Source organism: Pseudomonas fluorescens (genome assembly GCF_000802965.1).
Lineage (GTDB): Bacteria > Pseudomonadota > Gammaproteobacteria > Pseudomonadales > Pseudomonadaceae > Aquipseudomonas > Aquipseudomonas fluorescens_A.
In genome coordinates, this window is the sequence record NZ_JSAK01000014.1 from 55,822 (window position 1) to 82,361 (window position 26,540).

18 protein-coding genes and 1 tRNA gene are annotated in these 26,540 nt (G+C 60.2%); 4 read left to right on the top strand and 15 right to left on the bottom strand.

The features are described from left to right. Nucleotides 1-121 precede the first annotated feature (121 nt). Nucleotides 122-2,650, top strand: a complete 2,529-nt coding sequence (locus tag NL64_RS12120; RefSeq protein WP_034148317.1) for a PepSY domain-containing protein — start codon at nt 122-124, stop codon at nt 2,648-2,650. Between the two features lie 112 nt (nt 2,651-2,762). Here the strand turns inward: NL64_RS12120 and NL64_RS12125 are convergent, their stop codons facing one another. The 4 genes from NL64_RS12125 to ptsP form a co-directional block, all read right to left on the bottom strand. Beyond that, the gene (locus NL64_RS12125; protein ID WP_034148318.1) at nt 2,763-4,304 is read right to left on the bottom strand and encodes an alkaline phosphatase D family protein; all 1,542 of its coding nucleotides are present in this window, start codon (nt 4,302-4,304) and stop codon (nt 2,763-2,765) included. 120 nt (nt 4,305-4,424) lie between these two features. After that, nucleotides 4,425-6,164, bottom strand: coding sequence for a PTS fructose-like transporter subunit IIB (locus NL64_RS12130; protein WP_034148319.1), 1,740 nt, complete (start codon nt 6,162-6,164; stop codon nt 4,425-4,427). An 11-nt stretch (nt 6,165-6,175) separates the two neighbouring features. After that, nucleotides 6,176-7,117, bottom strand: a complete 942-nt coding sequence (gene pfkB, locus NL64_RS12135) for a 1-phosphofructokinase (protein WP_034148320.1) — start codon at nt 7,115-7,117, stop codon at nt 6,176-6,178. Further along, entirely contained in the window at nt 7,117-9,978 is a 2,862-nt protein-coding gene (ptsP, locus tag NL64_RS12140) for a phosphoenolpyruvate--protein phosphotransferase (RefSeq protein ID WP_034148321.1), read from the bottom strand. The genes pfkB and ptsP overlap by 1 nt, the downstream gene beginning before the upstream one ends. A 294-nt stretch (nt 9,979-10,272) precedes the next feature. Here ptsP and cra point away from each other — a divergent pair, with 294 nt between their 5' ends. Both cra and NL64_RS12150 read left to right on the top strand, forming a co-directional pair. Beyond that, nucleotides 10,273-11,268: a catabolite repressor/activator gene (cra, locus tag NL64_RS12145; RefSeq protein WP_034148322.1), complete on the top strand. Its 996-nt coding sequence runs from the start codon at nt 10,273-10,275 to the stop codon at nt 11,266-11,268. A gap of 3 nt (nt 11,269-11,271) precedes the next feature. Continuing rightward, on the top strand, nt 11,272-12,048 hold the full coding sequence (locus NL64_RS12150; protein WP_034148323.1) for a TatD family hydrolase: 777 nt from the start codon (nt 11,272-11,274) through the stop codon (nt 12,046-12,048). Nucleotides 12,049-12,172: 124 nt separating this feature from the next. On the opposite strand, the gene NL64_RS12155 is transcribed toward NL64_RS12150, so the two are convergent. From NL64_RS12155 to NL64_RS12170, 4 genes are all read right to left on the bottom strand, one after another. Continuing rightward, complete coding sequence (locus NL64_RS12155) at nt 12,173-14,203, bottom strand: methyl-accepting chemotaxis protein (protein WP_034148324.1); 2,031 nt, start codon at nt 14,201-14,203, stop codon at nt 12,173-12,175. A 240-nt stretch (nt 14,204-14,443) separates the two neighbouring features. Then, nucleotides 14,444-15,280 carry a regulatory signaling modulator protein AmpE gene (ampE, locus tag NL64_RS12160; RefSeq protein ID WP_034148325.1) on the bottom strand — a complete coding sequence of 279 codons (837 nt, stop codon included), beginning with the start codon at nt 15,278-15,280 and terminating at the stop codon, nt 14,444-14,446. After that, nucleotides 15,277-15,837, bottom strand: a complete 561-nt coding sequence (ampD, locus tag NL64_RS12165) for a 1,6-anhydro-N-acetylmuramyl-L-alanine amidase AmpD (protein ID WP_034148326.1) — start codon at nt 15,835-15,837, stop codon at nt 15,277-15,279. The genes ampE and ampD overlap by 4 nt, the downstream gene beginning before the upstream one ends. Nucleotides 15,838-15,901: 64 nt before the next feature. Then, nucleotides 15,902-17,839 carry a DUF1631 domain-containing protein gene (locus NL64_RS12170; RefSeq protein WP_034148327.1) on the bottom strand — a complete coding sequence of 646 codons (1,938 nt, stop codon included), beginning with the start codon at nt 17,837-17,839 and terminating at the stop codon, nt 15,902-15,904. A gap of 237 nt (nt 17,840-18,076) precedes the next feature. Between NL64_RS12170 and nadC the strand changes: the two genes are divergently transcribed. Next, nucleotides 18,077-18,925 carry a carboxylating nicotinate-nucleotide diphosphorylase gene (gene nadC / locus NL64_RS12175; RefSeq protein WP_034148328.1) on the top strand — a complete coding sequence of 283 codons (849 nt, stop codon included), beginning with the start codon at nt 18,077-18,079 and terminating at the stop codon, nt 18,923-18,925. Nucleotides 18,926-19,020: 95 nt separating this feature from the next. Here nadC and NL64_RS12180 read toward each other — a convergent pair whose 3' ends face one another. The 7 genes from NL64_RS12180 to infB form a co-directional block, all read right to left on the bottom strand. Next, complete coding sequence (locus tag NL64_RS12180) at nt 19,021-19,326, bottom strand: DUF6388 family protein (RefSeq protein ID WP_034148329.1); 306 nt, start codon at nt 19,324-19,326, stop codon at nt 19,021-19,023. A 133-nt stretch (nt 19,327-19,459) separates the two neighbouring features. Next, a tRNA-Thr gene (locus tag NL64_RS12185) sits at nt 19,460-19,535 on the bottom strand. 280 nt (nt 19,536-19,815) lie between these two features. Further along, complete coding sequence (pnp, locus tag NL64_RS12190) at nt 19,816-21,921, bottom strand: polyribonucleotide nucleotidyltransferase (protein WP_034148330.1); 2,106 nt, start codon at nt 21,919-21,921, stop codon at nt 19,816-19,818. A 197-nt stretch (nt 21,922-22,118) separates the two neighbouring features. After that, nucleotides 22,119-22,388 (bottom strand): 30S ribosomal protein S15, encoded by a 270-nt coding sequence (gene rpsO, locus NL64_RS12195; RefSeq protein WP_003197723.1) that lies wholly within the window; start codon nt 22,386-22,388, stop codon nt 22,119-22,121. 117 nt (nt 22,389-22,505) lie between these two features. Next, nucleotides 22,506-23,423 carry a tRNA pseudouridine(55) synthase TruB gene (gene truB, locus NL64_RS12200; protein WP_034148331.1) on the bottom strand — a complete coding sequence of 306 codons (918 nt, stop codon included), beginning with the start codon at nt 23,421-23,423 and terminating at the stop codon, nt 22,506-22,508. A gap of 3 nt (nt 23,424-23,426) precedes the next feature. Further along, entirely contained in the window at nt 23,427-23,828 is a 402-nt protein-coding gene (gene rbfA / locus NL64_RS12205) for a 30S ribosome-binding factor RbfA (protein ID WP_034148332.1), read from the bottom strand. A 159-nt stretch (nt 23,829-23,987) separates the two neighbouring features. Beyond that, nucleotides 23,988-26,513, bottom strand: coding sequence for a translation initiation factor IF-2 (gene infB / locus NL64_RS12210; RefSeq protein ID WP_034148333.1), 2,526 nt, complete (start codon nt 26,511-26,513; stop codon nt 23,988-23,990). Nucleotides 26,514-26,540: the final 27 nt, after the last annotated feature.

Below are 26,540 nucleotides of genomic sequence, written 5' to 3' on the forward strand. Positions count from 1 at the left end.
CAGAGGTAGGCCCCGTTCATCCAGGTGAATGGGGCTTTTGTGTGTAAACAGAATGTTTCTCGACAACCCACGGCATAATGCGCGCCGTGATGACCACTTTTGAACGAACAAGGCGAGCGACGTGTTGAAGAAAACCCTGTTCCAGTTGCACTGGTTTTTTGGCATCAGCGCCGGACTGGTCCTGGCCCTGATGGGCATCACCGGGGCGACGGTATCGTTTCAGGATGAGATCCTGTACGCCCTGAACCCTTCGGTGTTGCAGGTCGAGAAACAGGTCGCCGGTGTTTTGCCGCCTGCCGAACTGGTGGAGAAAATCGAAGCGGCCACGGGCAAAAAAGTGGCGATGCTCTCGGTCGGCATCGACAGCGACATTGCCGCCAAAGTGTTCTTCACCCCGCCACCGGGCGAGCGGCGCGGGCAGATGCGTTTCTTCGACCCGTACACCGCTGAACTCATGGGCGACGCCACCGGCCAGGGCTTCTTCGGCTTTATGCTGCAACTGCACCGCTTCCTCGCCATGGGCGATACCGGTCGACAAATCACCGGTGCGTGCACGCTGATCCTGGTGTTTTTCTGCCTGTCGGGCCTGTACCTGCGCTGGCCGCGCCAGTGGAAAAGCTGGCGTGCCTGGCTGACCCTCGACTGGAAGAAAAAAGGTCGCAGCTTCAACTGGGATTTGCACTCGGTCGCCGGCACCTGGTGCCTGGTGTTCTACCTCCTGGCGGCACTGACCGGGCTGTCCTGGTCCTACGAGTGGTACAACAAAGGCCTGACCCGATTGCTCTCCGATTCGCCGCAGAACGAACGCGTTCGCGGCGGTCGAGGCCCTGCGCCAAGTGGTCCGGCACCGACCGTCGATTACTCGGCGATGTGGAGCAGCATCTACAGCGCTGCCGGTCCCGACCTGAGTTTCTACAACACCCGCATGCCTGCGGTGGCCGGACAACCGGCGACCGTTTTCTACCTGCTCAAAGATTCACCCCACGACCGCGCGCTGAACCAGCTCACCCTCGATCCCGTCACCGGCGCGATCAAACGGCATGAACGCTACAGCGACAAGAGCTTCAAAGCGCAGTTGTTGACCAGCATCTATGCGCTGCACGTCGGCAGTTACTTCGGCATCGCCGGGCGGATTATCCTGACCATCAGCGCCCTGACCATGCCGCTGTTTTTCATCACTGGCTGGCTGCTGTACCTCGATCGCCGACGCAAAAAACGCCAGATCAAGGACGCCCGCCAAGGCCTCACCCAATCGGGCAGCGACGCCCCGGCGTGGCTGATCGGTTTCGCCAGCCAGAGCGGCTTTGCCGAACAACTGGCGTGGCAAACCGCCGGTCAATTGCAGGCGGCCGGCCTGCCGGTGAAAGTTCAGGCACTGGCGACGGTCAGCGAGCAGGACCTGCGTGATTCGAACAACGCGCTATTCGTAGTCAGCACTTTCGGCGACGGCGAAGCACCGGACAGCGCCCGTGGTTTTGAACGCAAGGTATTGGGTCGCGCGCTGAGCCTGGAAAGCCTGAACTACGCCGTACTCGGCCTCGGTGATCGGCAGTATCAACACTTCTGCGGTTTCGCCCGGCGCTTGCACACCTGGCTCGGCGAGCACGGCGGCAAGACTTTGTTCGCCCCGGTGGAAGTCGACAGCGGTGACCCTTACGCCTTACGTCACTGGCAGCAACAACTCGGTCAGTTGACCGGGCAAATGCCGGCGAACACCTGGCAAGCACCGAGCTACGACAACTGGATCCTGGCACATCGAGAGCTACTCAACCCGGACAGCAGCGGTTCGCCGGTGTACTTGCTGAGCCTCAAGGCGCCGACCACCAGCAGTTGGCTGGCCGGCGACCTGGTAGAAGTGTTGCCACGCAATTGCCCATGGGCCATCGAACATTTCCTTGATGGCCTGGGGATTGATGGCCGGGCGACGATTGAATTCGATGGCCTGTCGCAACCGCTGGAACAAGCCCTCGCCAGCCGCCAATTGCCGGAGAACCGCGCGCACCTGGTCGGCCTGCATGCCCAGGCGCTGGCGGAGGCGCTGGTGCCGTTGGCCACGCGTGAATACTCGATTGCCTCGATTGCCGCCGACGGTGTCCTGGAACTGATCGTGCGCCAGGAACTGCACCCCGATGGCAGCCTCGGGATCGGTTCCGGCTGGCTGACCGAACACGCGCCAGTGGGCGGCACCATCAGCCTGCGCGTACGGCGCAACAGCGGTTTCCATCTGCCGACCGAGCCGGTGCCGATGATCCTGCTGGGCAACGGTACCGGTCTGGCCGGGCTGCGCAGTTTGCTCAAGGCGCGGATTGCCGATGGCCAACAGCGTCAATGGCTGTTGTTCGGCGAACGTAATCGCGAGCATGACTACCTGTGTCGAGATGAGCTGGAAGAGTGGTTGATTTCGGGTGACCTGGAACGTCTGGACCTGGCGTTCTCGCGGGATCAGGCCGAGAAGATCTACGTCCAGGATCGCCTGCGCGAATCAGCCGATGAGCTGAAAAAATGGCTGGCGGATGGCGCGGTGATTTACATCTGCGGCAGCCTTCAGGGGATGGCCGCAGGCGTGGATCAAGTGCTCAACGACGTACTGGGCGCCGCCGAAGTCCAGCGACTGATCGAACAGGGCCGCTACCGCCGCGACGTCTACTGACCCACCCCGCCTCTGTAGGAGCTGCCGAAGGCTGCGATCTTTTGATCTTGATCTTTCAAAAATCAAAATCAAAAGATCGCAGCCTTCGGCAGCTCCTACAGGGGATGTGTGGTCAGGCTGGCTGCAAATTTTGCTCGAACACCGCCACCCCATCCAGATCTCGCAACACCACGCTCAACTCCCCTGTCTGGCCATCGATGTTCACCTCGCCAAAAAACTGAAACCCGGCAAACGGCGACATGTTCTGCACGGGTGGTGCTTTCTCGAACACCACTTCAGGGCCAAAGGTTTTATCCAGTTTGTCCGGGCCGAAACTCCCGGCATTCAGCGGCCCCGCGACGAACTCCCAGAACGGTTCAAAGTCCTGAAACGCGGCGCGGTCCGGGTGGTAATGATGCGCCGCGCAATAATGCACATCCGCCGTCAGCCAGAGGAAATTGCGCACCTGATGCGCCCGCAGAAAACCCAACAACTCGGCGATTTCCAGCTCACGCCCCTGCGCCGGTCCCGGGTCGCCATTGGCCACCGATTCCCAGCGCATCAAGCCGGGGCTGACCTGACCATCCGGTGCACCAAGGCCGATCGGCATGTCAGCGACGATGACTTTCCATTGGGCATTCGAGCCTTTCAACGAAGCCTTCAACCAATCCAGTTGTTCACGACCCAGGAAGGGTTTGGCGGCACCCAAGTTGTCGTCGTTGGCCCCGCGATAACTGCGCATGTCGAGCACGAACACATCGAGCAATGGCCCATAACTGAGTTGACGATAAATCCGCTGACCAGCTTCGGCGCTCTGCCAACGCATCGGCGCATATTCAAGCCAGGCCTGACGTCCGCGCCGCACCAGGCTGTGGATATCTTTGTCGGTGTAGCGCGCATCCAGAGACGTGCCCGGCGACCAGTTATTCACCACTTCGTGGTCATCCCATAGCCAGACCTGCGGCACTTCGGCGTTGAAGCGGCGGACGTTTTCGTCCATCAGGTTGTAGCGGTAATTGCCCCGGTAATCGTCGAGGGTTTCGGCGACTTTGCTCTTGGCTTCGCTGGTGATGTTGCGCCACACGCGACCGCTTTCTGTGGTGAGTTGCGCCGGTATGGGACCGTCGGCGTAGATGCTGTCGCCGCAGTGGATAAAGAAGTCGGGCAGCCGCAAACGCATCGCGTCATAGATGCGCATGCCGCCGATGTCCGGATTGATGCCGAAGCCCTGGCCGGCAGTGTCACCGCTCCAGACGAAACGGATGTCGCGCCTCGTCTGCGGCACGCTGCGCAGATGGCCGAACCACGGCTCGCTGGTGACGCCGCTTTGGGCATCTTCGAACTGTACGCGATAGAAAATCGCCTGATCGGCGGGCAGCCCGCTGAGCTCGACCCGGGCGGTGAAATCGGAGCGGGCATCGGCCAGGGCCGAAACGAAGCGTCGGGGGTAGGGAAACAGACTGCGGGTGTCCCACTCCACCACCATGCGCGCCGGGCGATCGGTGCGGCTCCAGATGATCGCCCGATCACCCAGCACGTCGCCGGACTGCACGCCATCGGTGAGTTGCGGACGATCCTTGATCGACGCAATCACCACCGGCGCCAGCCCCGGCAACAACAACCCGGCGCCCACCGCTTGCAAGACACGACGGCGGCCGAGGTCGAATTCGCTCATGGTGTTCTCCCTGAAAATGGAAAACATGACCTGAAGGTGACATCGGCTTTGTAGGAGCCGGCTTGCTGGCGATAGCGGTCATGAAATCGCCATCGCCAGCAAGCCGGCTCCTACAAGGGATTACGCGCTCACGGGCTCTACCGCCAACTCAACTGTCTCAGGCCGCTTCACCAGCGCATACACCACCGCCGTCAACAAACTCCCGGCAACAATCGCCAGCAAATACAGCAACGCATGGTTGATCGCATTCGGGATCGCCAACACGAACAAGCCACCGTGGGGCGCCATCAACTTGCAGCCGAAATACATCGACAACGCGCCGGTCAGCGCTCCGCCGGCGATGCTCGCCGGGATCACCCGCAGCGGGTCTTTCGCAGCAAACGGAATCGCCCCTTCCGAGATAAAGCACAAGCCCAACACCAGCGCCGCTTTACCGGCCTCGCGCTCAGTCTGGGCGAACTTGCGCCGGGCGATGAACGTGGCGATGCCGAGGCCAATCGGCGGCACCATGCCGGCCGCCATGGTCGCGGCCATCGGCGCATAACTCTGCGACGCCAGCAGCCCGACCGAGAACGCATACGCCGCCTTATTGATCGGCCCGCCGAGGTCGACGCACATCATCCCGCCCAGCAGCACGCCGAGCAGAATCGCGTTGGTGGTGCCCATGCTGTCGAGGAAATGCGTGAGCCCGGCAAGCATGCCCGCCACCGGTTTGCCGACCACGTAGATCATCACCAGGCCGGTGAACAGACTGGCCAGCAACGGGATGATCAGGATCGGTTTCAGCGCTTCAAGACTCTGCGGCAAACGCGCATATCGATTGATCGCCTGCGCCGCGTAACCGGCAATGAAACCGGCGATGATCCCGCCGATAAAACCGGCGCCCAACGTGCTCGCCAACAGACCGCCGATCATCCCCGGTGCGAGGCCCGGACGGTCCGCGATGGAGTAGGCGATGTAGCCCGCCAGCAACGGCACCATCAGTTTGAACGCGGTCTCGCCGCCGATCTGCATCAGCGCCGCCGCCAGCGTCCCCTCTTCCTTGAACGCGGTGATGCCGAACACGAACGACAGGGCGATCATCAGGCCGCCAGCCACCACCATCGGCAACATGAACGACACGCCGGTCAGCAGGTGTTTGTAGACGCCGGTTTTTTCTTTTTTGGCCGGACCTTTTGCGCCCGTGGACGCAGTTTCCTGGGTGCCTTCGGCCAGCGCTTTTTTCAGCGTTGCTTCAGCTTGCTTGAGGGCAATGCCGGTGCCGCAACGGTAAATTTTCTTGCCGGCAAAACGCTCGGTCGCGACTTCAATATCGCAGGCCAGCAACACCACGTCAGCCTCGGCAATCGCTTGCTCGCTCAGCGGATTGCGCGCACCGACCGAGCCCTGGGTTTCCACTTGCAGGTCGTAGCCCAAACGCTTGGCCGCTTGCTGCAAGGCTTCGGCGGCCATGAAGGTATGGGCGACACCGGTCGGGCATGCGGTGATCGCCACCAGACGCGGGGCGTTTTGGGCGACGGTGATCGGTTCGGCAACGGCTTCAGGCGCGACATACACCTGAGCCTCTTGCGCCCCACGGCGCAGCACCGCTTCGACGTCCTGCAGGGCCTGCGCCGGAGTGCTCTGGAATACACGCTTGCCAACGAATCGCGACATATCCACCGGTGCGCTGGTCACCAGCAACACCCACTCCGCCGCGTCGATCGTGGCCGCCGACAATTGCCGCTCGGGATGCGCCGCATCGGTGATTTCGACAACGGTGCTCCAGCCCTGACGCTGGGCCGCTGCGTCGAGCAAACGGGCGCACAGCACACTGGTGACCATGCCATTCGGGCAGGCAGTAACAATGGCTAACTTCATGACCAACCCTCTTATTGTTCTGTCAGGGGACGCACGCGCACACCCTGTTCGAGCTGCGCCAGGTGCGCCGCATCGCCAATGCCGAAACCGATCTGGGTGACCGCCATCGCGGCAATCGCCGTGGCGGTGCGCAAGGTTTGTTCAGGCGTATCGGCGCTGAGCAAACCGTGGAGCATGCCCGCCAGCAACGAGTCGCCCGCGCCCACCGTACTGGCGACACTGACCCTGGGCGGCGTGGCATGCAGCGCCGAGCCGACGCTGAACCAGTTCACGCCGTCGGCACCGTGGGAAATCACCACGTGTTCGATCCCTTGCGCGTGCAAACGGCTCGCCGCTTCGGCTTGTGCGTTAACGGAAACCACTTCGCAATCGAGCACTTCCGCCAGCTCTTCGGTGTTGGGTTTGATCAGCCACGGGCCGGCCTTGAGCGCGGCCCGTAGCGCATCGCCGCTGGTGTCCAGGGCCACTTTCAAACCGAGCTTTTTCAAGCGCAGGATCAACGCCTGCAACCACTGCGGGCTGATGCCTTGCGGCAGGCTGCCAGCGACAACGACGGCGTCATGTCCCGGCGCAATCTGATCGAGACGATCAAGCAAGGCCTGCTGCGCCGCCGCACTGACCAGCGGCCCCGGACCATTGAGGTCAGTGATACGCCCATCGCTTTCAGCGAGTTTGATGTTGCTACGGGTCTCGCCGGGAACACGAATGAACGCATCGACAAAGCCGCGTTTGGCGAACAGCGTTTCGAACGCTTGCGGATTGTCTTCACCAAGGAAACCGCTGACGGTCAGTTGATGCCCAAGGTCCGCCAGCACCTGCGCCACGTTCACGCCTTTGCCGGCGGCGTGGGTGTGCATCACGTCGCTGCGGTTGACCTGACCGGGCTCGAGGCGCGGCAACTGCACGGTGAGGTCCAGTGCCGGGTTGAGGGTCAGGGTTAAGATCTTGGCCATTACAGGGCCTCCACTAATGCGCGCACTTCGTTGGCGCTGCCCACGGCCAGAGCCTGTTGGGCAAGGGTTTGAGCCTGGGCCAGGCTGAGTTCGCGAATCCGCGCCTTGACCTCGGCGATGCTGCGCCCGCCGACGCTCAGCTCATCCACACCGAGCCCGACCAGCACCGGCACCGCCAGCGGATCGGCCGCCAACTCACCGCACACGCCGACCCACTTGCCATGGGCATGGGCCGCGCGCACGGTGATGTCGATCAGTTGCAGCACCGCCGGATGCAAACCGTCGGCCTGCGCCGACAGGGTCGGATGACCACGGTCGATGGCCAGGGTGTATTGGGTCAGGTCGTTGGTGCCGACGCTGAAGAAGTCGACTTCCTTGGCCAGGACCGGCGCCAGCAAGGCCGCCGACGGCACTTCGATCATGATCCCCAGTTGCAGGTCCGCGACCGGGATTTCCAGGCGCAGGCGTTCGGTCATGTCCCGCGCCTGACGCCACTCATCGACGCTGCCGACCATCGGGAACATGATCCGCAGCGGACGGTTGTCGGCGGCGCGCAGCAAGGCGCGAATCTGCGCTTCCATGATCTGCGGCCGCTGCAAGGTCAGGCGAATGCCGCGCACACCGAGGAACGGGTTTTCTTCCTTGGCGATCGGCCAATACGGCAGCGGTTTGTCACCGCCAACATCAAGGGTACGCACCACCAGCGGTCGCCCGGCCAAGCCATCGAGGACACGACGGTATTCAGCTTCCTGGGTCGCCTCGTCCGGCGCTTGTGGGTGAGCCATGAAAATCAGTTCAGTACGCAGCAAGCCGATGCCTTCGGCACCCTGCTCCACCGCAGCGGTCACACCGGCGCTTTCACCGATGTTGGCGAACACTTCGACGGCATGACCGTCAGTGGTCAATGCCGGTTGATGACGTTGCTCGGCGGCCGCCTTCAAGCGTTGTTCGCGGGTGTCGCGCTCTTGCGTGGCACGCTGCAAGGTCGCCGCGTCGGCGTCCACATGCAAACGCCCGCGCTGACCATCGATCAACAGCGGCGTACCTGGTGCCAACAGCAACACCGCCGGACCGGCACCAACCAGCGCCGGAATGCCCAAGGCCCGCGCAACAATGGCGCTGTGTGCTGTGGCGCCGCCACGGGCAGTGAGAATGCCGGCGACACGCGCCGGATCGAGACGTGCCACGTCGGACGGACCGACTTCGTCCATCACCAGAATGTACGGCTGCTCCGGCTCACTCGGGGTTTCGACACCGCTGAGTTGCGCCAGCACCCGACGGCCAATGTCGCGCAAGTCAGCGGCGCGCTCGGCGAGCAAGGCGTCCTGCAACGATTCCTGTTGCCGCGCTGCGGCTTCAATCACCGACATCCACGCCGCTTCCGCGCTCTCGCCTTGTTTGAGGCGGGTGTCGACTTCATCGGTCAATTCCGGGTCGTCGAGCATTTCCTGGTGGGTGACGAAAATCTCGCGAATGGCCTTGGCCTTGCTGCGTTCGATCAAACCGCCAATGTCACGCCGCACATCCGCCAGCGCTTGCTTGAGACGCTCGCGCTCGATGGCGGCCGACTCACCACGCAGCGGGTAATCGATGGTTTGCAGCACTTGAATATGCGCCGGGCCAATGGCGATCCCCGGTGCGGCGGCGATGGCCTGAACCAGGCTGCCTGATGCCGGCGCGAGCAGCACCGCGGCGACCTCGACAATCTCTTCGCGTTGTTGGCTCACCGCAGGCAACGGCTCGACTTCTTCACCGAGGCCTTCTTCGATGGCGGCCAATAACGCAGGCAATGCATCGGCGGCGATGCTCGGCTCGGCGATGATTTCCAGCACCTGACCGCGACGAGCGCCAAGGCTGAGCAGTTTGCTCAAGCTCTTCACCGACACGGCGCTGTCCTGGCCGTCGACGATGCGGATGCGTATTTCGCCTTCAAAACTTTTTGCCAATTGCGCGAGGATTTTCGCCGGGCGCGCATGCAAACCGTGGGCGTTGGCCAGGGCAATCCGCGCGCTCGGCCAGTCCGCCGGCAACTCACCGCCGAGCACTTCAAGCACCGCGCGGCAACTGGTGGCGCGACCCAATTCATGGCCGCGCCCTTCAATCAGCAACGCGCACAGGCGTTCGAGCAATGCTTGATGGGCCTCGCCCAGACTGGCCAAACAGAACAACCCGCTCAGCGGCTGGCCGAGATATCGCAACGGTTTGTCCGGCGTGACGAAGGCCAGGCCCGGACGCTTGACGGTTTGTTCGCTGTGCAGCCACCACAACCCATCGCCCAGCGGCAACGCTTCGACTTGCTGCAATACCGCAGAAAAACCGTTGCTCACGCAGTCGGCCTGGCGCAACAAACGTGCACCACGCCAAACCAGTTCTTCGAAATCTTCAGCGGCAACGCCCAAGCCAATCATCTGCGCATCCAGCGCCAGTTCTTGCGGCGCGCCTTGCAGCAGTTTCAGCAAGGCCTCGGCGGTACTGGCGCGGCGCAGGGCCTGGCCCAGATCGGTCTCGCCGAGGGCACGGGTCAGCAGTTGCAAGAGGCGCAAGTGCTCATCGGATTTGGCAGCAATACCTATCGCCAGGTAGACGATCTGGCCGTCGCCCCAATCAACGCCGTCGGGGAATTGCATCAGCCGGACGCCGGTGGAAAACACCTGGTCGCGGGTTTCCGGTGTACCGTGGGGGATGGCAATACCTTGGCCGAGAAAGGTCGAGCCCTGGGCTTCGCGCGCCTGCAACCCGGCGAGGTAACCGTCGGCCACAAGACCGTCGGCGACCAGATGCCCGGCGAGTAATTGCAACGCTGCGGACTTATCCACAGCCGACTGGGCCATGGATATCTGCTCTATGGTGAGCTCGAGCATGCTTTCTCCTTTTTGGCACCGGTTGGCACCAGGTATTGTTTTGAATGATTTCAGCTTAGGCGCTTGTATTGTCACAGTCTTTGTCGGTTTCGCGGCAGAACCGGCCAAAGGCACCTTTAACGTAGAAAATACGCTTGCTGAAACGTTTAATCTAGATCGATTGGCACGTTACTCGATAATGTCCCATCCTTGAAGTCCAACTTGTCGGATGCGTTGTGACCATGGTCGACTGCCCGAATCGGGTAGGATTGGCGAAAATGTCGAGGCAAGCTCGAGAAAACAAGGAATTGCGGGTTGAAACTCAGTGATATAGCCCAGTTGGCCGGTGTGTCCGTTACCACCGCCAGCTACGTCATCAATGGCAAGGCCGAACAGCAACGCATCAGCAGCGCCACCGTCGAGCGCGTGCGCGCGGTGGTCGATCTTCATGGCTTTACGCCTAACCCGCAGGCGGCCGGGCTGCGCAGTCGGCACACCCGCACGCTGGGGTTCATTCTGCCGGACCTGGAAAACCCCAGTTACGCGCGAATCGCCAAACTGCTGGAACAAGGTGCGCGCGCTCGCGGCTATCAGTTGCTGATCGCCAGCTCCGACGATGCACCGGACAGCGAACGGCAATTGCTGCAACTGTTCCGCGCCCGGCGCTGTGATGCGCTGATTGTCGCCAGTTGCCTGCCGCCCGGCGACGACAGCTATCTCCAATTGCAGGCCAAGGGCATTCCGATCATCGCCATCGACCGGGTCATGGCGCCCGAGCATTTCTGCTCGGTCATCAGCGACGATCGCGAAGCCAGCCTGCAACTGACACGCAGCCTGCTCGAGCCGTTGCCCAAGCAGATCGCCCTGATCGGCGCCCGCCCCGAGTTGAGCATCAGCCAGGAACGGGCCGCCGGGTTCAAAGAGGCGCTGACCGGGTTCAAAGGCGAAGTGCTGATCGAGCACGGGGAATCATTCAGCCGCGAGTGCGGCAAGCAGTTGATGGAAGAAATGCTACAGCGCTTGGGGCATTTGCCGGATGCGCTGGTGACCACGTCCTACGTTCTGCTACAGGGCGTGTTCGATGCCTTGCACGACTTCCCGCTGAAATCCCGACCGCTGCGACTCGGCACCTTCGGCGACACCCAGTTACTCGACTTCCTGCCGCTGCCGGTCAATGCCATGGCCCAACAACACCAGCTGATTGCCGACAAAGCCCTGGCCCTGGCGCTGGCCGCCATCGAGCAGTCCGATTATCAACCCGGCGTGCAGGCCATCGCACGGACGTTCAAACAACGTATTCGTCAGGACTGAGCCATGGACCTGATCGACACCCACACGCACCTGGACTTCCCCGACTTCGACGCGGATCGTCAGGCGCTGATGGCCGAAAGCCGGGTCCTCGGGGTGCGGCGAATGGTGGTGCTGGGGGTTTATCAGGGCAATTGGCAGCGGGTCTGGGAGCTGGTGCAAAGCGATTCCGACCTGCATGCGGCCTTCGGTTTGCATCCGGTGTATCTGGACGATCATCGTCCGGAAGATTTAACCGAACTCGCTGATTGGCTAAGCCGTTTGGCCGGTCACCGACAGTTGTGCGCGGTGGGCGAGATCGGCCTGGATTACTTCATCGAAACACTGGACCGCGATCGCCAGCAAGCGTTGTTCGACGCACAACTGCAACTGGCGGCGGACTTCAATTTACCGGCGTTGATCCATGTGCGGCGCAGCCATGCGGCGGTGATTGCCACGCTCAAACGCTTCAAATTGAAACGAGCCGGCATCATCCACGCCTTCGCTGGCAGCAAGGAAGAAGCCCGCGAGTACATCAAGCTCGGGTTCAAACTCGGCCTCGGCGGCGCCGCGACCTGGCCACAAGCGCTGCGTATGCACCGCGTCCTCGCCGAGCTGCCGCTGGATTCAGTGGTCCTGGAAACCGACTCACCGGACATGGCGCCCGCCATGTTCCCAGGTCAACGCAACAGCCCCGCGCACTTGCCGGCGATCTGCGCGGCACTGGCCGCCATCATGGCGATCAGCCCCGAGCAACTGGCTACCAACAGCACCGCCAATGCCTGTGAGCTGTTCAACTGGTAACAGACAAACCAAAACAATTGTGGGAGCGAGCCTGCTCGCGATAGCGGAGTGTCAGTCGACATAATTCTCGACTGTTAATCCGTCATCGCGAGCAGGCTCGCTCCCACAGGGGGCACAGTGTTCGTTAGACCCGGAACGCGCTGATCAACTGCTTCAACTCCACCACCTGAGCCGACAACGCACGGCTGGCGTCCTCGGTCTGGTGCGCACCTTCGGCGGTGCGCTCGCCGGCGCGGTTGATCTCGACGATGTTCTGATCGATGTCGTGGGCCACGGCGGTTTGCTGCTCCACGGCGGCGGCGATCTGTTGGTTCTGATCGACGATCATGCCCACGGCGCCAAGGATGTTTTCCAGTGCCAGTTGGACTTTTTCCGACTGCCCCACGGTGCCATTCGCCATTTCGTGGCTGACGCCCATCGCCTTCACCGCTGCGCCAACACCGCCGTGGAGCTTGGCGATCATCTGCTCGATTTCTTCGGTTGATTGCTGAGTGCGCTTGGCCAGGGTCCGGACCTCGTCCGCCACCACCGCGAAACCACGCCCCTGTTCACCGGCGCGGGCCGCTTCGATTGCAGCGTTGAGCGCCAACAGATTGGTCTGTTCGGCAATGCTCTTGATCACTTCCAGCACGCGGCTGATGGACTGGCTGTCGCTGGCCAGTTGATTGATGACCAGCACCGATTGATCAATCTCGTTGGCCAATGCCGCGATGCTGCCCTGCTGGGACTGCACCAGTCCCCGACCGCTGACGGTCTCGTCGTTGACACTGTGGGCGCTGCTGACCGCCGCAGCGGCACTGCGTGCGACCTCCAGTGAAGTGGCGGACATCTGGTTCATCGCCGTCGCGACCTGCTCGATCTGCGTGCGTTGCCCGGCCACTGCCTGATTGCTTTGCGCCGAGACATGTTCCACTTGCCCGGCCTGACGCTCGACCTCGCTGACGGTCTGTCCCACGCGCTCGATCAGGTCATGGATTTTTTTCACCGTGCCGTTGAACACCTCGCCCAACTCGCCCAACTCATCGCGGCTATTGGCGCTGAAGGTTACGGTCATGTCGCCGGCCGCCACTTTGTCCATCACCCCGCCAAGACGTTTGAGGGTGGTGCGGGTCGAGGCGTAGAAGCCGCCGTAGAGATAAAAAATCAACACAAACACCACCGACAGCGCCACGGCCTGCAAGACCATGTGCGTGCGGTTCTGCTCCAGACGCTGCTGCAACTGGGTGCCGAGAAATTTCAGGGTGGCTTCGTTGAGTTGGTAGGTCTGGTCCATCAGGCCCGTGACCTGATCGTAAAAGCCCTGCCATGGCCTATCGAGGGTGTCAGCCATCACCACTTGTTCTTCGAACAATTCACTGGCTTTCTTCAACGACGCCCGGCTGCTATCAGCCTTGGCGGCAAGCGTTTCCCGTGCGGCAGAGCTGGAGCCCAGCGCATCCTGCAGTTTCACCCCGTATTCGCCCTGCAGCTTTTCGATCTGTGCCAACAACTCATCGAAACGCGTGCTCGATGACGAATTGATAAAGCCCTGCCCCAAGGAAAAAGAGCCCATCGCCCGGCCTTCGCCCAGCAGCTGAGTGACCGGCGGGGTGACATTGGTGATCAGTTCGCTCAGCTGGCGCATGTCGCTTTGCGTATCACGACTGAGGCCGGCCTGACTGGCAATGATCTGGCTGAACACCTGCGCGCTGCCGAGCAACTTGCCGATCATGCCGCTTTTGCTTTGCAGCGAGCTTTCGGCTTGCTGAGCCTTGAAGGCGGCGATCATTTCATCGCGCTTGGCATCGAAGACCGCAATCTGTTCTGGGTCGGTGCTCATCGCCGTCGACCCTTGCATACGGCTCAGCACACTTTGCCCCAAAGTATTGATCTGTGACTCGACATTCCCGGCCTTGCCGGATTGACCGAGGGAGACGTTGATCTGCACCAGGTTGTTCAGGGTTTCCAGATCGCGCCGCAACGTCAGGCTGCTGCCCAACAGGTCCAGGCTCTGGAGTTCAACCCGGGTGCCCTGGAATTCGCGATAGGAATCACGCACCAGGTAGAAGTTGGTCACCAGCATCGGCACCAGAAACAGTACGCTGATCAGGCTGAACTTCATGCCGAAGCTCAGGCGATTCATCAGTGCGACGGCGGGATAGAGCAAGCTCTTCACTGGAAGTCTCCCTTGGATTTCTTATTTTTATTGGCAGGCGCAGACCGACAGCAGATAGCCACTATTGGGCGCTGTCTCTGTATAACTTAAATCGGCGGGAAGTTTTGTAACTTAAGGTTAATGGCAAAAAGATCGCAGCCTCCGGCAGCTCCTACAGGGGTGCGTGCATCCGATTATCGGTAGTACGCGATCCATGTAGGAGCTGCCGCAGGCTGCGATCTTTTGATTTTTAATCCCGGATCAGGGCATCACGGTCCACAACGCAAAACCCGCATACCAGAGCACTGCCGCCCGCAGCAGCAACTCCCAGATCCGGTCAAGGTTGTTGATGCCTTCAGGCCCGACCACCGGAGCCGGAATTTCACCGGCCACCAGTCCGGCCTTCTCGATCAATTGGGCCGCGCTGATGTTCCAGTTCAACAATTCGTGCAACATCACCCGACTGACCGCGACGAAATTACCCACCAGGGCAAAACTGGCCGCCAGCAGGCGTACCGGCAGCCAGTCGAAGGCATGGCGCAATTGTCCTGCGCGCTCGACCACAGTCGGATTTTGCCCGTGTTCTTCGGCCAGGGCCAGCAGTCGATAGGCCAGCGCCGCGACCGGTCCCAACAGGAAATACCAGAAAATCACCGCAAAAAAGCTCTGGTAAGCCTCCCACAACAGATGAGCTTCGACCCGTTCCAGCAGTTGCTCGCCACTGTCGGCGCAGATGTCGAGGTCACGCTTGGCGACATGGGCCGCAGCTTGCAGGTCTTCGCGACGCCAGGCATCGCGAAAAGGCCCGAGACCGCCCAGCAGGTCACCGCGTCCCAGGCTGTAAATCACCACCAGCAGGTGCACCGGCAACGCCAACAAACCGTAGGCCACCGGATCCAGGACCACCAACAGCAAGCCCAGCAACGCCACGGGCAACAACACCATCACGACCAGAACCAGCCACGGACGCTTCGTCAGACGCGGGCTGGATTCAAGCTTGTGCAACTCGCGCACCCAACCGCCATCACGTTGAATCTGGTGGCGCAGGGCCGAGAATTTCTCGATCCACACCGCCAACAGCAACACCAGAAAACTCATTGTCCTTCCTCTCGTAGCAGGGCCGTGCGATAGCGTGCCCAGTCGAACGCAGGGCCCGGATCGGTCTTGCGCCCGGGCGCGATGTCGCTGTGCCCGCAGATGCGCTGTGCGGTGATGGCCGGAAAGGTGTTTTGCAGCTGCCGGGTCAACACCGTCAATGCGTCATATTGAGCATCGGTGAACGGCAGATCATCCGTGCCTTCCAACTCGATGCCCACGGAAAAATCGTTACAGGTTTCCCGTCCCTCGAAAATCGAAACACCGGCGTGCCAGGCGCGCTCCAGGCAAGAGACAAACTGAGTGACGGTGCCGTCACGCTCAATCAGAAAATGCGCAGACACCCGCAGATCGGCAATCCCCTCAAAGTACGGGTGTTCCGTGACATCCAGGCGATTCTGGAAAAACTCCTGCACCTTGCCTGTGGCGAACTGCGCCGGCGGCAGGCTGATGTTGTGGATCACCAGCAGGGAGATTTCGCCCGAGGGGCGCGCATTGAAGTTGGGCGAGGGGCATAAATGCACGTCCTGACACCAACCGCTTGCGGGGTCCAACTGCATACAAATTCCTTCAACGACGACTGTGTTGGTGCCCAGTATGCCGCGATAGACCCTCGGCATGCGATCACTTGCCGCGATCGAGGCGCTGCAGCTTACCGATCACCGACTCCAGAGCCCGATCAAACAGCAAGGTGTCATCCAGAGCTTGTACCACGCCATGACGAAATTCGATGGCGAGCTGGGTGCGGCTGCGCTCCAGCACCTTCATACCCGAGCGGTTGACGAAAATGTACTGACCGCTGGTTTCGTTGATCGCCGCCAGTTTGCAGCGCTGAGGGTTTTCCTGAAACTCGACCCAGCTACCAACGCTCAATTGATCGAATTGACGCAAGCCCGCATCGTCCGCCGGCAAACGCACCGAAACTGTATCGACCGGGGATTCATCGGCCCTCGGCAAAACCACTTCTTCCAGCACTTCGATCATCATCGGCGCCCCTGCAAGCGGTGTGGCTTGGGTGCCGTGTTCAAACAATTGAACGTGCAAGCCTTCCAGTTCACTGAAAAACCCGGCCGTGGCGAACGGATCGAACGCCGAACCGCTCAAGCCCTCGCGCAACGCCTTGAGCAAACCCGGCACCAGCGCCAACAAGTGCGACCGTGCATCGGGTTCGTCATGGCGTTGGACGCTCCAGATCAACTGCTCCATGGTTTGCACCGCGGCATGCCACTGCGTCGATTGGTCGCCGTGCTTGAGGCAAGTCAGCAGCAACACCTTGCTCCAGGCCTGCAGGACAAACAGCACCACACCCTGAGGCAGGACTTTTCCGCGCATGGCGTGATTCAACGCCTGCTCGACGCGCTGGCGGGCCAAACCAGCTCTGGCACGACCCTCTTCAGCATCGCGGATACGTTGCTCCAACGATTCACTGCGACGACGTTCATCACTGGTGAACGCCAGGAAATCGGCCAGCGACTCGGAAAATATCGCCGGGTCATCAACAAATTCGGTCAAGAGGCGCTGCACGACCTGTTCAACGCACAGGTAAAGTCCGTCGCGCTGAGGGTCATCACCCTCACTCCAGCCCAACGTCGCATTGGCGATCTCATTAAGCAGACGCCGCGCGGGATGGCTGCTACGACTGAAGAAGCTCTTGTCGAGCACCGCCACTTTCACCAGTGGAATCTGTAGCCGGGCGATCAATGGCTTGAAGGATCCTGGCAAAGTGCGGTCATCATGAAAGTAGTCGAAGAGCATAGCGATCAGATTGATCACGTCCTCATCGGCCACGTCGATCGCCGGCACCTGCGCCTGACTGTGCGCTTGCGAAGGAACACTGGCCGCGTCATCCGCTATCTGGCCTATCGGAGCGGACGTGAGACCAGACAGCACACCGGTAGCGATCAGCAGCTGGTTGGCGTCGGTGTAGAGTCGACCAGCATCGCTGAGCACATAGCGCTCGAACAGCTTGAGGACGATCAACTTGACCTGGATCTCCACCCCCAGGTTGCGCCCGGCCTGCAAGAAAAACGCGCAGAGCATCGTCGGCCCCATGGGGTTGTGCTGCTCCATCAGCGATCTGCCCAGCAGTGTACTGAGGCGGGCGGTGAGTTGGTCGAGTGCGTAACCATCACGGTTCAGCACCTTGTTGACCATCGCTTCCACCGCTACGGTGCGCTCCACCTCGTCATCGGTCAGCGCTTTGCGGGTGTCGACAGGCAAAGGCTGAGGCAGGACCGTGTGCGTGGCGCTGTACTGGGTCAGGCTGACAAAAGCTTCGAAGAATTGCTCGAAAAAGACCCGCTCGATACTTTTGCGCTTGAGGCGCAAGTCGCGCATGGCTTGAAAGAAAATGCTCTGATCGGCGCCGGTGCGAGCCTCGTCGGCCATTTCAAAGAGGGTGTCGTCGGCGTTATCGAACAGTGCCTGCAGAGCCTGCCTGAGCTGCTGGGTGGCCTTGTCGCGGACCTGAAGCAGAATCACAGGCAGGCGGGCGAGCGGCGTATGAATCGCCTGGTCGGTAGTCGCCCTGCGCAAAGGCACTACATTCCCGTCGTTGTGCATCCAGCCTCCTGAAAAATATTCTTCGATCCGTCAACGCCATGACGTCAATTACAAGGCGAATTATCTTGTAAAACGTCCCGCTTGTGCCAGAAGACTCTGCACCTCGTTTTCCAATTGCCCCGATCACTTGCGAGATCGACCAAATGCAGGCCCGAGAGCGATGGGATCACTTCAGGCGCCTTGGGTTGGCCAGCACCATGGCCCTATAATCGGAGCACTTTGTTTGTGGAGTCCGTTATGCCGAATCTACGTCTCGCCGATTTGACCGCCGAAATCGAAGCCAACGTGCGCCGTGCGTTGCTCGAAGACATCGGTAGCGGCGACATCACCGCGCAGCTGATCCCGGCCGAACGCCTGGCTAAAGCCACCATCATCACCCGCGATGCGGCCGTCATCTGCGGCACGGCGTGGGTGGATAATGTGTTTCGGCAACTGGACCCTCGGGTCGCGGTGCATTGGCAGGTCGCCGACGGCGAACGCGTCAAACCCAACCAGGTGTTGTTCCACCTCGAAGGCCCGGCCCGCTCGCTGCTGACGGGCGAACGTAGCGCCCTGAATTTCCTGCAACTGCTGTCCGGCGTGGCCACTCGTGCGCGATACCTGGCGGATTACGTTGCCCAGACTCAAGTGAAGTTGCTCGACACCCGCAAGACCCTGCCGGGGCTGCGCCTGGCGCAGAAGTACGCGGTGACCTGCGGCGGCTGCCACAATCACCGCATCGGTCTGTATGACGCTTTCCTGATCAAGGAAAACCATATCGCCGCCAGTGGGGGTATCCCGCAGGCGATCGCTGCCGCGCACAAGATCGCACCGGGTAAACCGGTCGAGATTGAAGTGGAAAGCCTGGATGAGCTGAAAGAAGCGTTGGCGGCTGGGGCCGACATCATCATGCTCGACGAACTGAGCCTGGATGACATGCGCGAAGCCGTGCGCCTGAACAACGGCAAGGCAAAGCTGGAGGCCAGCGGCGGTATCAACGAAAGCACGTTGCTGCCGATTGCCGAAACCGGGGTGGATTACATTTCGATCGGTGCGATGACCAAGGATGTGAAGGCTGTGGATCTATCGATGCGTCTCAGTCTCTGATCCGCATCACAAACCTGTAGGAGCCCGGCTTGCCGGCGATGGCGATCTCAAGGACGCTATCGCCGGCAAGCCAGGCTCCTACAAGAGCGTTGCTGTCAGACCACCAGATTGTTCATCTCGCAGTACTCTTCCCACTCGACACCCAACACTTCCGCCGCTTCCTTGTGTAATACCAGGCGCGCGGCCTCGAACTCTTCCGGAGTCGAGGTGTACTTGAGTGTCAGCTCCCACGGCTGTAAGCCCTGGGCTTCTGCCTCGTCTTCGAAGGCCCACTGAATCTGGTCTTTCTGATCATCGGCCGGCAGGTCCTTGATCTCATCCGCTAGCTGGGGCGAATCCAGCAAATACTTCTTGAGCGCTTCTTCGTGTCTGGCTTCTTGGGTCAATTCTTTAACGGTCATGGCGTTCTCTTTGATCTGAGGAATGGAAGATGGATCTGGATCATCAAGGATCTCTCTGACGCAAAAAACCGTTTACTGCCCGGTTTGTCTGGCCTTCAGAACCATTCGGGATCATCTGAAAACAACGTATCGCTGGTGCCCGAGACAGGAGTCGAACCTGCGACCTTCGCGTTACGAGTGCGCTGCTCTACCAACTGAGCTACACGGGCGGTGGGCTAAACCTAGCACTGACCATGGAGTCAGGCAACTTCGAACACCGCTAAATCAGAAGATCGTCCCAACGCAGCTCCAGCCCTCGACGCGAGAGTGCCGCGTACCTCTGTAGGAGCCGGCTTGCGGGCGATGGTCGTTAACGATAACGCGGGCAGGCAGGTCGAATGCGGCGCATTTGAATCCATCGCCAGCAAGCCGGCTCCTAGAGGGAACCAAAAAAAATGCCCCGCCGTTTTCACGGCGGGGCATTTTTATTGCGCTAAAGCCAGGGGGTGATTAAACGCCCGAAGCCTTGGCTGCTGCTACGTCTTTGATGGACAGCTTGATACGGCCGCGGTTGTCCACGTCCAGTACCAGCACTTCCACTTCCTGGCCTTCTTTCAGGATGTCGGTCACTTTCTCAACGCGAGCGTCGCTCAGCATGGAGATGTGAACCAGACCGTCCTTGCCCGGCAGGATGTTGACGAATGCGCCGAAGTCGACGATGCGCTCAACCTTACCGACGTAGATCTTGCCGATCTCGGCTTCAGCGGTGATACCCAGAACGCGCTGACGGGCAGCTTCAGCTGCTTCCTTGGTTTCGCCGAAGATCTTGATCGAGCCGTCGTCTTCGATGTCGATCGAAGCCTTGGTCTCTTCACAGATCGCACGAATGGTCGCGCCGCCTTTACCGATGACATCACGGATTTTGTCGGTGTCGATTTTCATCGCGATCATGGTCGGAGCGTTTTCCGACAGCTCGGTACGCGACTGGCCAATGATCTGGTTCATCTGACCGAGGATGTTCAGGCGCGCTTCCAGGGCTTGGCCCAGAGCGATTTCCATGATTTCTTCGGTGATGCCTTTGATCTTGATGTCCATCTGCAGCGCGGTCACACCTTTGGCGGTACCGGCTACTTTGAAGTCCATGTCGCCCAGGTGGTCTTCGTCACCCAGGATGTCGGTCAGGATGGCGAATTTCTCGCCCTCTTTAACCAGACCCATGGCGATACCGGCAACCGGTGCCTTCATCGGAACGCCGGCATCCATCAGTGCCAGGGAAGCGCCGCAGACCGAAGCCATGGAGCTCGAACCGTTGGACTCGGTGATTTCCGATACAACGCGGATGGTGTACGGGAACACGTCAGCGGCTGGCAGCATGGCTGAAATCGAACGACGGGCCAGACGGCCGTGACCGATTTCGCGACGACCAGCGCCACCCATGCGACCACACTCACCTACCGAGAACGGCGGGAAGTTGTAGTGCAGCATGAACGGGTCTTTTTTCTCGCCTTCGAGAGTGTCCAGCAACTGTGCGTCACGGGCAGTACCCAGAGTTGCGACTACCAGAGCCTGGGTTTCGCCACGGGTGAACAGGGCCGAACCGTGGGTCTTTGGCAGAACACCGACTTCGATGTTCAGAGGACGTACGGTCTTGGTGTCGCGACCGTCGATACGTGGCTTGCCGTTTACAATGTTTTCGCGAACGGTGCGGTATTCGATTTCGCCGAAAGCAGCTTTGACTTCAGCGGAAGTCGGTTGACCTTCTTCGCCGGACAGCTTGGCAACAACCTGATCCTTCAGCTCACCCAGGCGAGCGTAACGGTCGGCCTTGATGGTGATGGTGTAAGCCTGGGAGATTGCTTCGCCGAACTCGGCACGGATAGCGCCCAGCAGAGCAGTGGCCTCTGGCTGTGGAGCCCAGGTCCAGGTCGGCTTGGCAGCTTCGGCAGCCAGTTCTTTAACAGCGTTGATCACAACCTGGAACTCGTCGTGAGCAAACAGTACCGCGCCCAGCATCTGGTCTTCGGTCAGCTCTTTGGCTTCCGATTCAACCATCAGAACGGCTTCCGAAGTACCGGCAACGACCATGTCCAGGCTCGAAGCTTTCTGTTGTTCGTAAGTCGGGTTCAGCAGGTAGCCGGTGCTTTCGTGGAACGCAACGCGGGCAGCGCCGATCGGGCCATCGAAAGGAATGCCGGAGATCGCCAGGGCAGCCGAGGTACCGATCATCGCAGCGATGTCCGGATCGGTCTTCTTGCTGGTGGAAACGACGGTGCAGACAACCTGCACTTCGTTCATGAAACCTTCTGGGAACAGCGGACGGATCGGACGGTCGATCAGTCGGGAAGTCAGGGTTTCTTTCTCGGAAGGACGGCCTTCACGCTTGAAGAAACCGCCAGGGATCTTACCGGCAGCGTAAGTCTTTTCCTGGTAGTGAACAGACAGAGGGAAGAAGCCCTTGCCTGGATCGGCTTGCTTGGCACCGACTACGGTCACCAATACGCTGACGTCGTCGTCAACGGTGACCAATACTGCGCCGGAGGCTTGACGGGCGATACGGCCAGTCTCGAGGGTAACGGTCGACTGACCGAACTGGAATTTTTTGATTACCGGGTTCACGGTGTCCTACCTTCTTTTGTGGCTCTTGGGGAAACTGGTTTCTTGCGAAATTCTTGGGCAACGCCGGGAATCGGCCCGACAGGATTGTCCAGGGTAAAACGTGTATCCAGATAAAACTTGAGGCTGGGAGCCTGCCATGCGCCAGCGGGAAACCCACTGGCGCACGACAGACAACCAACCTCTAGCGCAATCGCTTATTAGCGACGCAGACCCAGGCGAGCGATCAGAGCGCTGTAACGGCTCACGTCCTTGCCTTTCAGGTAGTCCAGCAGCTTACGACGCTGGTTTACCATGCGGATCAGACCACGACGGGAGTGGTGATCTTTACCGTTGGCCTTGAAGTGACCTTGCAGCTTGTTGATGTTGTGGGTCAGCAGTGCAACTTGCACTTCTGGCGAACCAGTGTCACCAACAGCTTGCTGGTAGTCAGCTACGATTTGAGCTTTTTCTTGAACGTCGAGAGCCATGAGGCAATCCTTTTATCAGGAAACTGTTTCAGAAAAACAGCTTCAACAGGCCAGGGACAAATCCCTGTATCTAAAAATGAGTAGTGACCGTGCCTGTTAACAGCCACCCTCGTCCGGTCATTCTGACCGAATCAGTCGACGTGGCGCGATGCGCCCGTCTTCGCTCACTTCACCGATACCGATGAAGCGACCATTGTGATCCTGTACCCGTACCATGCCAAACTTCGGTGCATCCGGGGCGCGTACCGGCTGGCCGTTGAGCCAGTAGAACGAGCTGTGCTCCGAGAACTGCAACAGTGGCCAATCCAGCAGGCCGCTGTCCGATGGCATCAGGAAGCGATCAACCGCTTCGTTGCCGCCTTCGGCATGTACCGCTTCCAACTCTTCCAGGGTGACCGTCTGCGCCAGCGTGAAAGGCCCGGCCTGGGTACGTCGCAGTTCTGCAACGTAAGCGCCACAACCGAGTTGCTCACCAATATCCTCCACCAGGGTACGGATATAGGTGCCTTTGCTGCAATCCACCGCCAGCCGCGCAGTATCGCCTTCGAAGGCCAGCAATTCCAAGCGCGCAATAGTAACAGAACGCGGTTCGCGCTCCACTACTTCGCCAGCACGGGCCAGCTTGTACAGCGGCTGCCCGTCACGCTTGAGTGCCGAGTACATCGGTGGTATCTGACTGATTTGCCCACGAAATTTCGGCAAAACCGCTTCGACATCGGCGCGACCAACGGTCACCGGGCGTTCCTGCAAAACTTCACCCTCGGCATCTGCCGTGGTGGTGGTCTTGCCCAGTTGCGCCAGGGTTTCGTAACCCTTGTCGGAATCGAGCAGGTATTGCGAGAACTTGGTGGCCTCACCGAAGCACAGCGGCAGCACGCCGGTGGCCAGCGGATCGAGACTGCCGGTGTGACCGGCCTTCTCGGCGTTGAGCAACCAGCGAACCTTCTGCAACGCGGCGTTGGAGGTGAACCCCAGCGGCTTGTCGAGCAGGATGATGCCGCTGACGTTACGACGGATACGTTTGACCTGAGCCACCGATTACTCCTTGGTGTCTTCGGCTTCTGCCGCAACCGGATGCTGATTGTCTTCAGCCACTGCACGCTCGATCAATGCCGACAGGTGCGCACCACGCACGACGCTTTCGTCGTAGTGGAAGTGCAACTGTGGAACGCTGCGCAGCTTCATCTCGCGGGCCAACTGCATGCGCAGGAAACCAGCGGCAGAGTTGAGCACCTTGATGCTCTGTGCGATGTCTTCAGCGCTGTCCTGACCCATCACGGTGATGAAAATCTTCGCGTGACCGACGTCACGGCTGACTTCCACAGCGGTAATGGTGACCAGGCCGACGCGCGGGTCTTTGACTTCACGACGGATCAGTTGTGCCAGCTCGCGCTGCATCTGATCGCCAATGCGTTGGGTACGGCTATATTCTTTTGCCATGTCTTGTTACCTGTTACTGCCCCACGGCGAAACCCGTGAGGTCTGAAAGCGGCAAACGCCCGGCCTGACAGAAGCCAGACCGGGCGTTGCGTTTAGAGTTCGACTGATGCGCCGTGCATTTTCATGCGGCTGCCCATCACGGCTCTTGAAGTGCGCGAGTTAGAGGCTGCGAGCAACCTGAACCTTCTCGAAGACTTCGATCTTGTCACCGACTTTGACGTCGTTGTAGCTCTTCACGCCGATACCGCATTCCATGCCGGCACGTACTTCGGAAGCGTCATCCTTGAAGCGGCGCAGGGATTCCAGCTCGCCTTCGAAGATAACGATGTCTTCACGCAGTACACGGATTGGACGGTTACGGTGAACAACACCTTCGACAACCATGCAACCGGCGATCGCGCCAAACTTCGGCGAACGGAACACGTCACGCACTTCGGCGATACCCAGGATGTTCTCGCGAACATCGCTGCCGAGCATACCGGTCAGGGCTTTCTTGACGTCTTCGATGATGTCGTAGATCACGTTGTAGTAACGCATATCCAGACCTTCCTGCTCGACGATCTTGCGAGCGCCAGCATCGGCACGCACGTTGAAGCCGAACAGTACAGCGTTGGAGGCCAGTGCCAGGTTGGCGTCGGATTCGGTGATACCACCGACACCGCCACCGACCACGCGCACTTGCACTTCATCGTTACCCAGGCCGTTCAAGGCACCGTTCAACGCTTCCAGCGAACCACGGACGTCGGATTTGAGGACGATGTTGAGCGTCTTCTTCTCTTCCTGGCCCATGTTTTCGAAGATGTTTTCCAGCTTGCCGGCGTGAGCGCGGGCCAACTTGACTTCGCGGAACTTGCCTTGACGGAACAGAGCCACTTCACGGGCTTTCTTCTCGTCGGCAACCACGCTCATCTCGTCGCCAGCGTCCGGGGTACCGTCCAGGCCGAGAATCTCGACAGGGATGGCAGGACCCGCTTCCTTGATTGGCTTGCCGTTCTCGTCGAGCATGGCGCGAACGCGACCATAGTTCGAACCGACCAGTACCATGTCGCCTTGGCGCAGGGTACCGTCTTGAACCAGAACGGTCGCTACCGGGCCGCGGCCCTTGTCCAGACGCGATTCAACCACGACACCACGGCCAGGAGCCGACGGAGTAGCAGTCAGTTCCAGAACTTCGGCCTGCAGCAATACGGCTTCGAGCAGTTCGTCGACGCCAGTACCCATCTTCGCCGAGACCGGTACGAATGGCGTGTCACCACCCCACTCTTCCGACGTCACGCCGTGAACCGACAGTTCGCTACGGATGCGATCGAGATCAGCGCCCGGCTTGTCGATCTTGTTCACTGCGACAACCAACGGAACCCCAGCAGCCTTAGCGTGCTGAACAGCTTCGATGGTTTGCGGCATCACGCCGTCGTCCGCTGCAACCACCAGGATCACGATGTCGGTCGCCTTGGCACCACGGGCACGCATTGCGGTAAACGCGGCGTGACCAGGGGTGTCGAGGAACGTAACCATGCCACGGTCGGTTTCAACGTGGTATGCGCCGATGTGCTGGGTAATACCACCGGCTTCGCCAGCAGCTACCTTGGCACGACGGATGTAGTCGAGCAGGGAAGTTTTACCGTGGTCAACGTGGCCCATTACGGTCACGACTGGTGCACGGGAAACAGCCTCACCTTCAAACTTCAGGGACTCGGCCAGGGAATCTTCCAGGGCGGTGTCGCTGACCAGGGTCACTTTATGGCCCAGCTCTTCAGCTACCAGTTGAGCAGTTTCCTGATCGAGTACCTGGTTGATGGTCGCTGGAGTACCCAGTTTGAACATGAACTTGATGATTTCAGCAGCCTTGACCGACATCTGTTGAGCGAGATCGCCCACAGTGATGGTCTCGCCGATTTTCACTTCGCGCACGACAGGGCCGGTTGGGCTCTGGAAACCGTGGGCGTTGCGCTTTTTCAGCTTGGCCTTGCCGCGACCACCACGACGGAAGCCATCGCTTTCTTCGTCGGTAGTACGTGGGGCAACGCGTGGAGCAGGCGCTTTTTCCTTGACCGACGCACGATGCGGAGCGTTTTTGCGCTCGCCATCGCCGCTACCGCGACGATTGTTATCGTCGGCACGTGGCTTGTCCGGACGGCGTTGTTCGTCACGCTTGCGAGTGTCCGCCGCAGGAGCTGGAGCAGCCGCCACAACCGGTGCGCTTTCGCGAACTGGCTCGGCCACCGCAGCAGGCGCTGCAACAGATTCGGCTTGAGCGGTCGGCGCAGCAGCAGGCTGGCGACGCGCTTCTTCTTCGGCGCGACGCTTGGCTTCTTCTTCAGCCTTTTGACGTGCAGCATTTTCTACTGCGCGACGCTCATCCAGTTCACGCTTGCGCTCGGCTTCGATTTCTTCCGGGCTGCGCTGTACGAAGACTTTCTTCTTGCGTACTTCAACGCTGATGCTTTTGCTGCCAGCAACACGCAGGGTGCTGGTGGTTTTACGCTGCAGCGTAATCTTGCGTGGTTCTTCCACTTTCGCCTTGTGGCTGCTTTTCAAGTGAGTCAGCAACGATTGCTTCTCACTGTCAGTCACACTTTCTTCGGCGGCGGTGTGCGGCAGACCTGCCTCACGCATCTGCTGCAACAGGCGCTCTACCGGTGTTTTGACCTCATCGGCCAGTTGTTTCACCGTGACTTGCGTCATGCACTTCTCTCCTCAGGCCGCGCCTAA

Excerpts from the sequence above, each read along its gene's own strand:
- NL64_RS12150 (WP_034148323.1), top strand. The coding sequence starts at position 11,272 with ATGGACCTGATCGACACCCACACGCACCTGGACTTCCCCGACTTCGAC.
- ptsP (WP_034148321.1), bottom strand. The coding sequence starts at position 9,978 with ATGCTCGAGCTCACCATAGAGCAGATATCCATGGCCCAGTCGGCTGTG.
- NL64_RS12130 (WP_034148319.1), bottom strand. The coding sequence starts at position 6,164 with ATGAAGTTAGCCATTGTTACTGCCTGCCCGAATGGCATGGTCACCAGT.
- ampE (WP_034148325.1), bottom strand. The coding sequence starts at position 15,280 with ATGAGTTTTCTGGTGTTGCTGTTGGCGGTGTGGATCGAGAAATTCTCG.
- nadC (WP_034148328.1), top strand. The coding sequence starts at position 18,077 with ATGCCGAATCTACGTCTCGCCGATTTGACCGCCGAAATCGAAGCCAAC.
- NL64_RS12170 (WP_034148327.1), bottom strand. The coding sequence starts at position 17,839 with ATGCACAACGACGGGAATGTAGTGCCTTTGCGCAGGGCGACTACCGAC.
- ampD (WP_034148326.1), bottom strand. The coding sequence starts at position 15,837 with ATGCAGTTGGACCCCGCAAGCGGTTGGTGTCAGGACGTGCATTTATGC.
- NL64_RS12180 (WP_034148329.1), bottom strand. The coding sequence starts at position 19,326 with ATGACCGTTAAAGAATTGACCCAAGAAGCCAGACACGAAGAAGCGCTC.
- infB (WP_034148333.1), bottom strand. The coding sequence starts at position 26,513 with ATGACGCAAGTCACGGTGAAACAACTGGCCGATGAGGTCAAAACACCG.
- pfkB (WP_034148320.1), bottom strand. The coding sequence starts at position 7,117 with ATGGCCAAGATCTTAACCCTGACCCTCAACCCGGCACTGGACCTCACC.
- rpsO (WP_003197723.1), bottom strand. The coding sequence starts at position 22,388 with ATGGCTCTCGACGTTCAAGAAAAAGCTCAAATCGTAGCTGACTACCAG.
- rbfA (WP_034148332.1), bottom strand. The coding sequence starts at position 23,828 with ATGGCAAAAGAATATAGCCGTACCCAACGCATTGGCGATCAGATGCAG.
- NL64_RS12125 (WP_034148318.1), bottom strand. The coding sequence starts at position 4,304 with ATGAGCGAATTCGACCTCGGCCGCCGTCGTGTCTTGCAAGCGGTGGGC.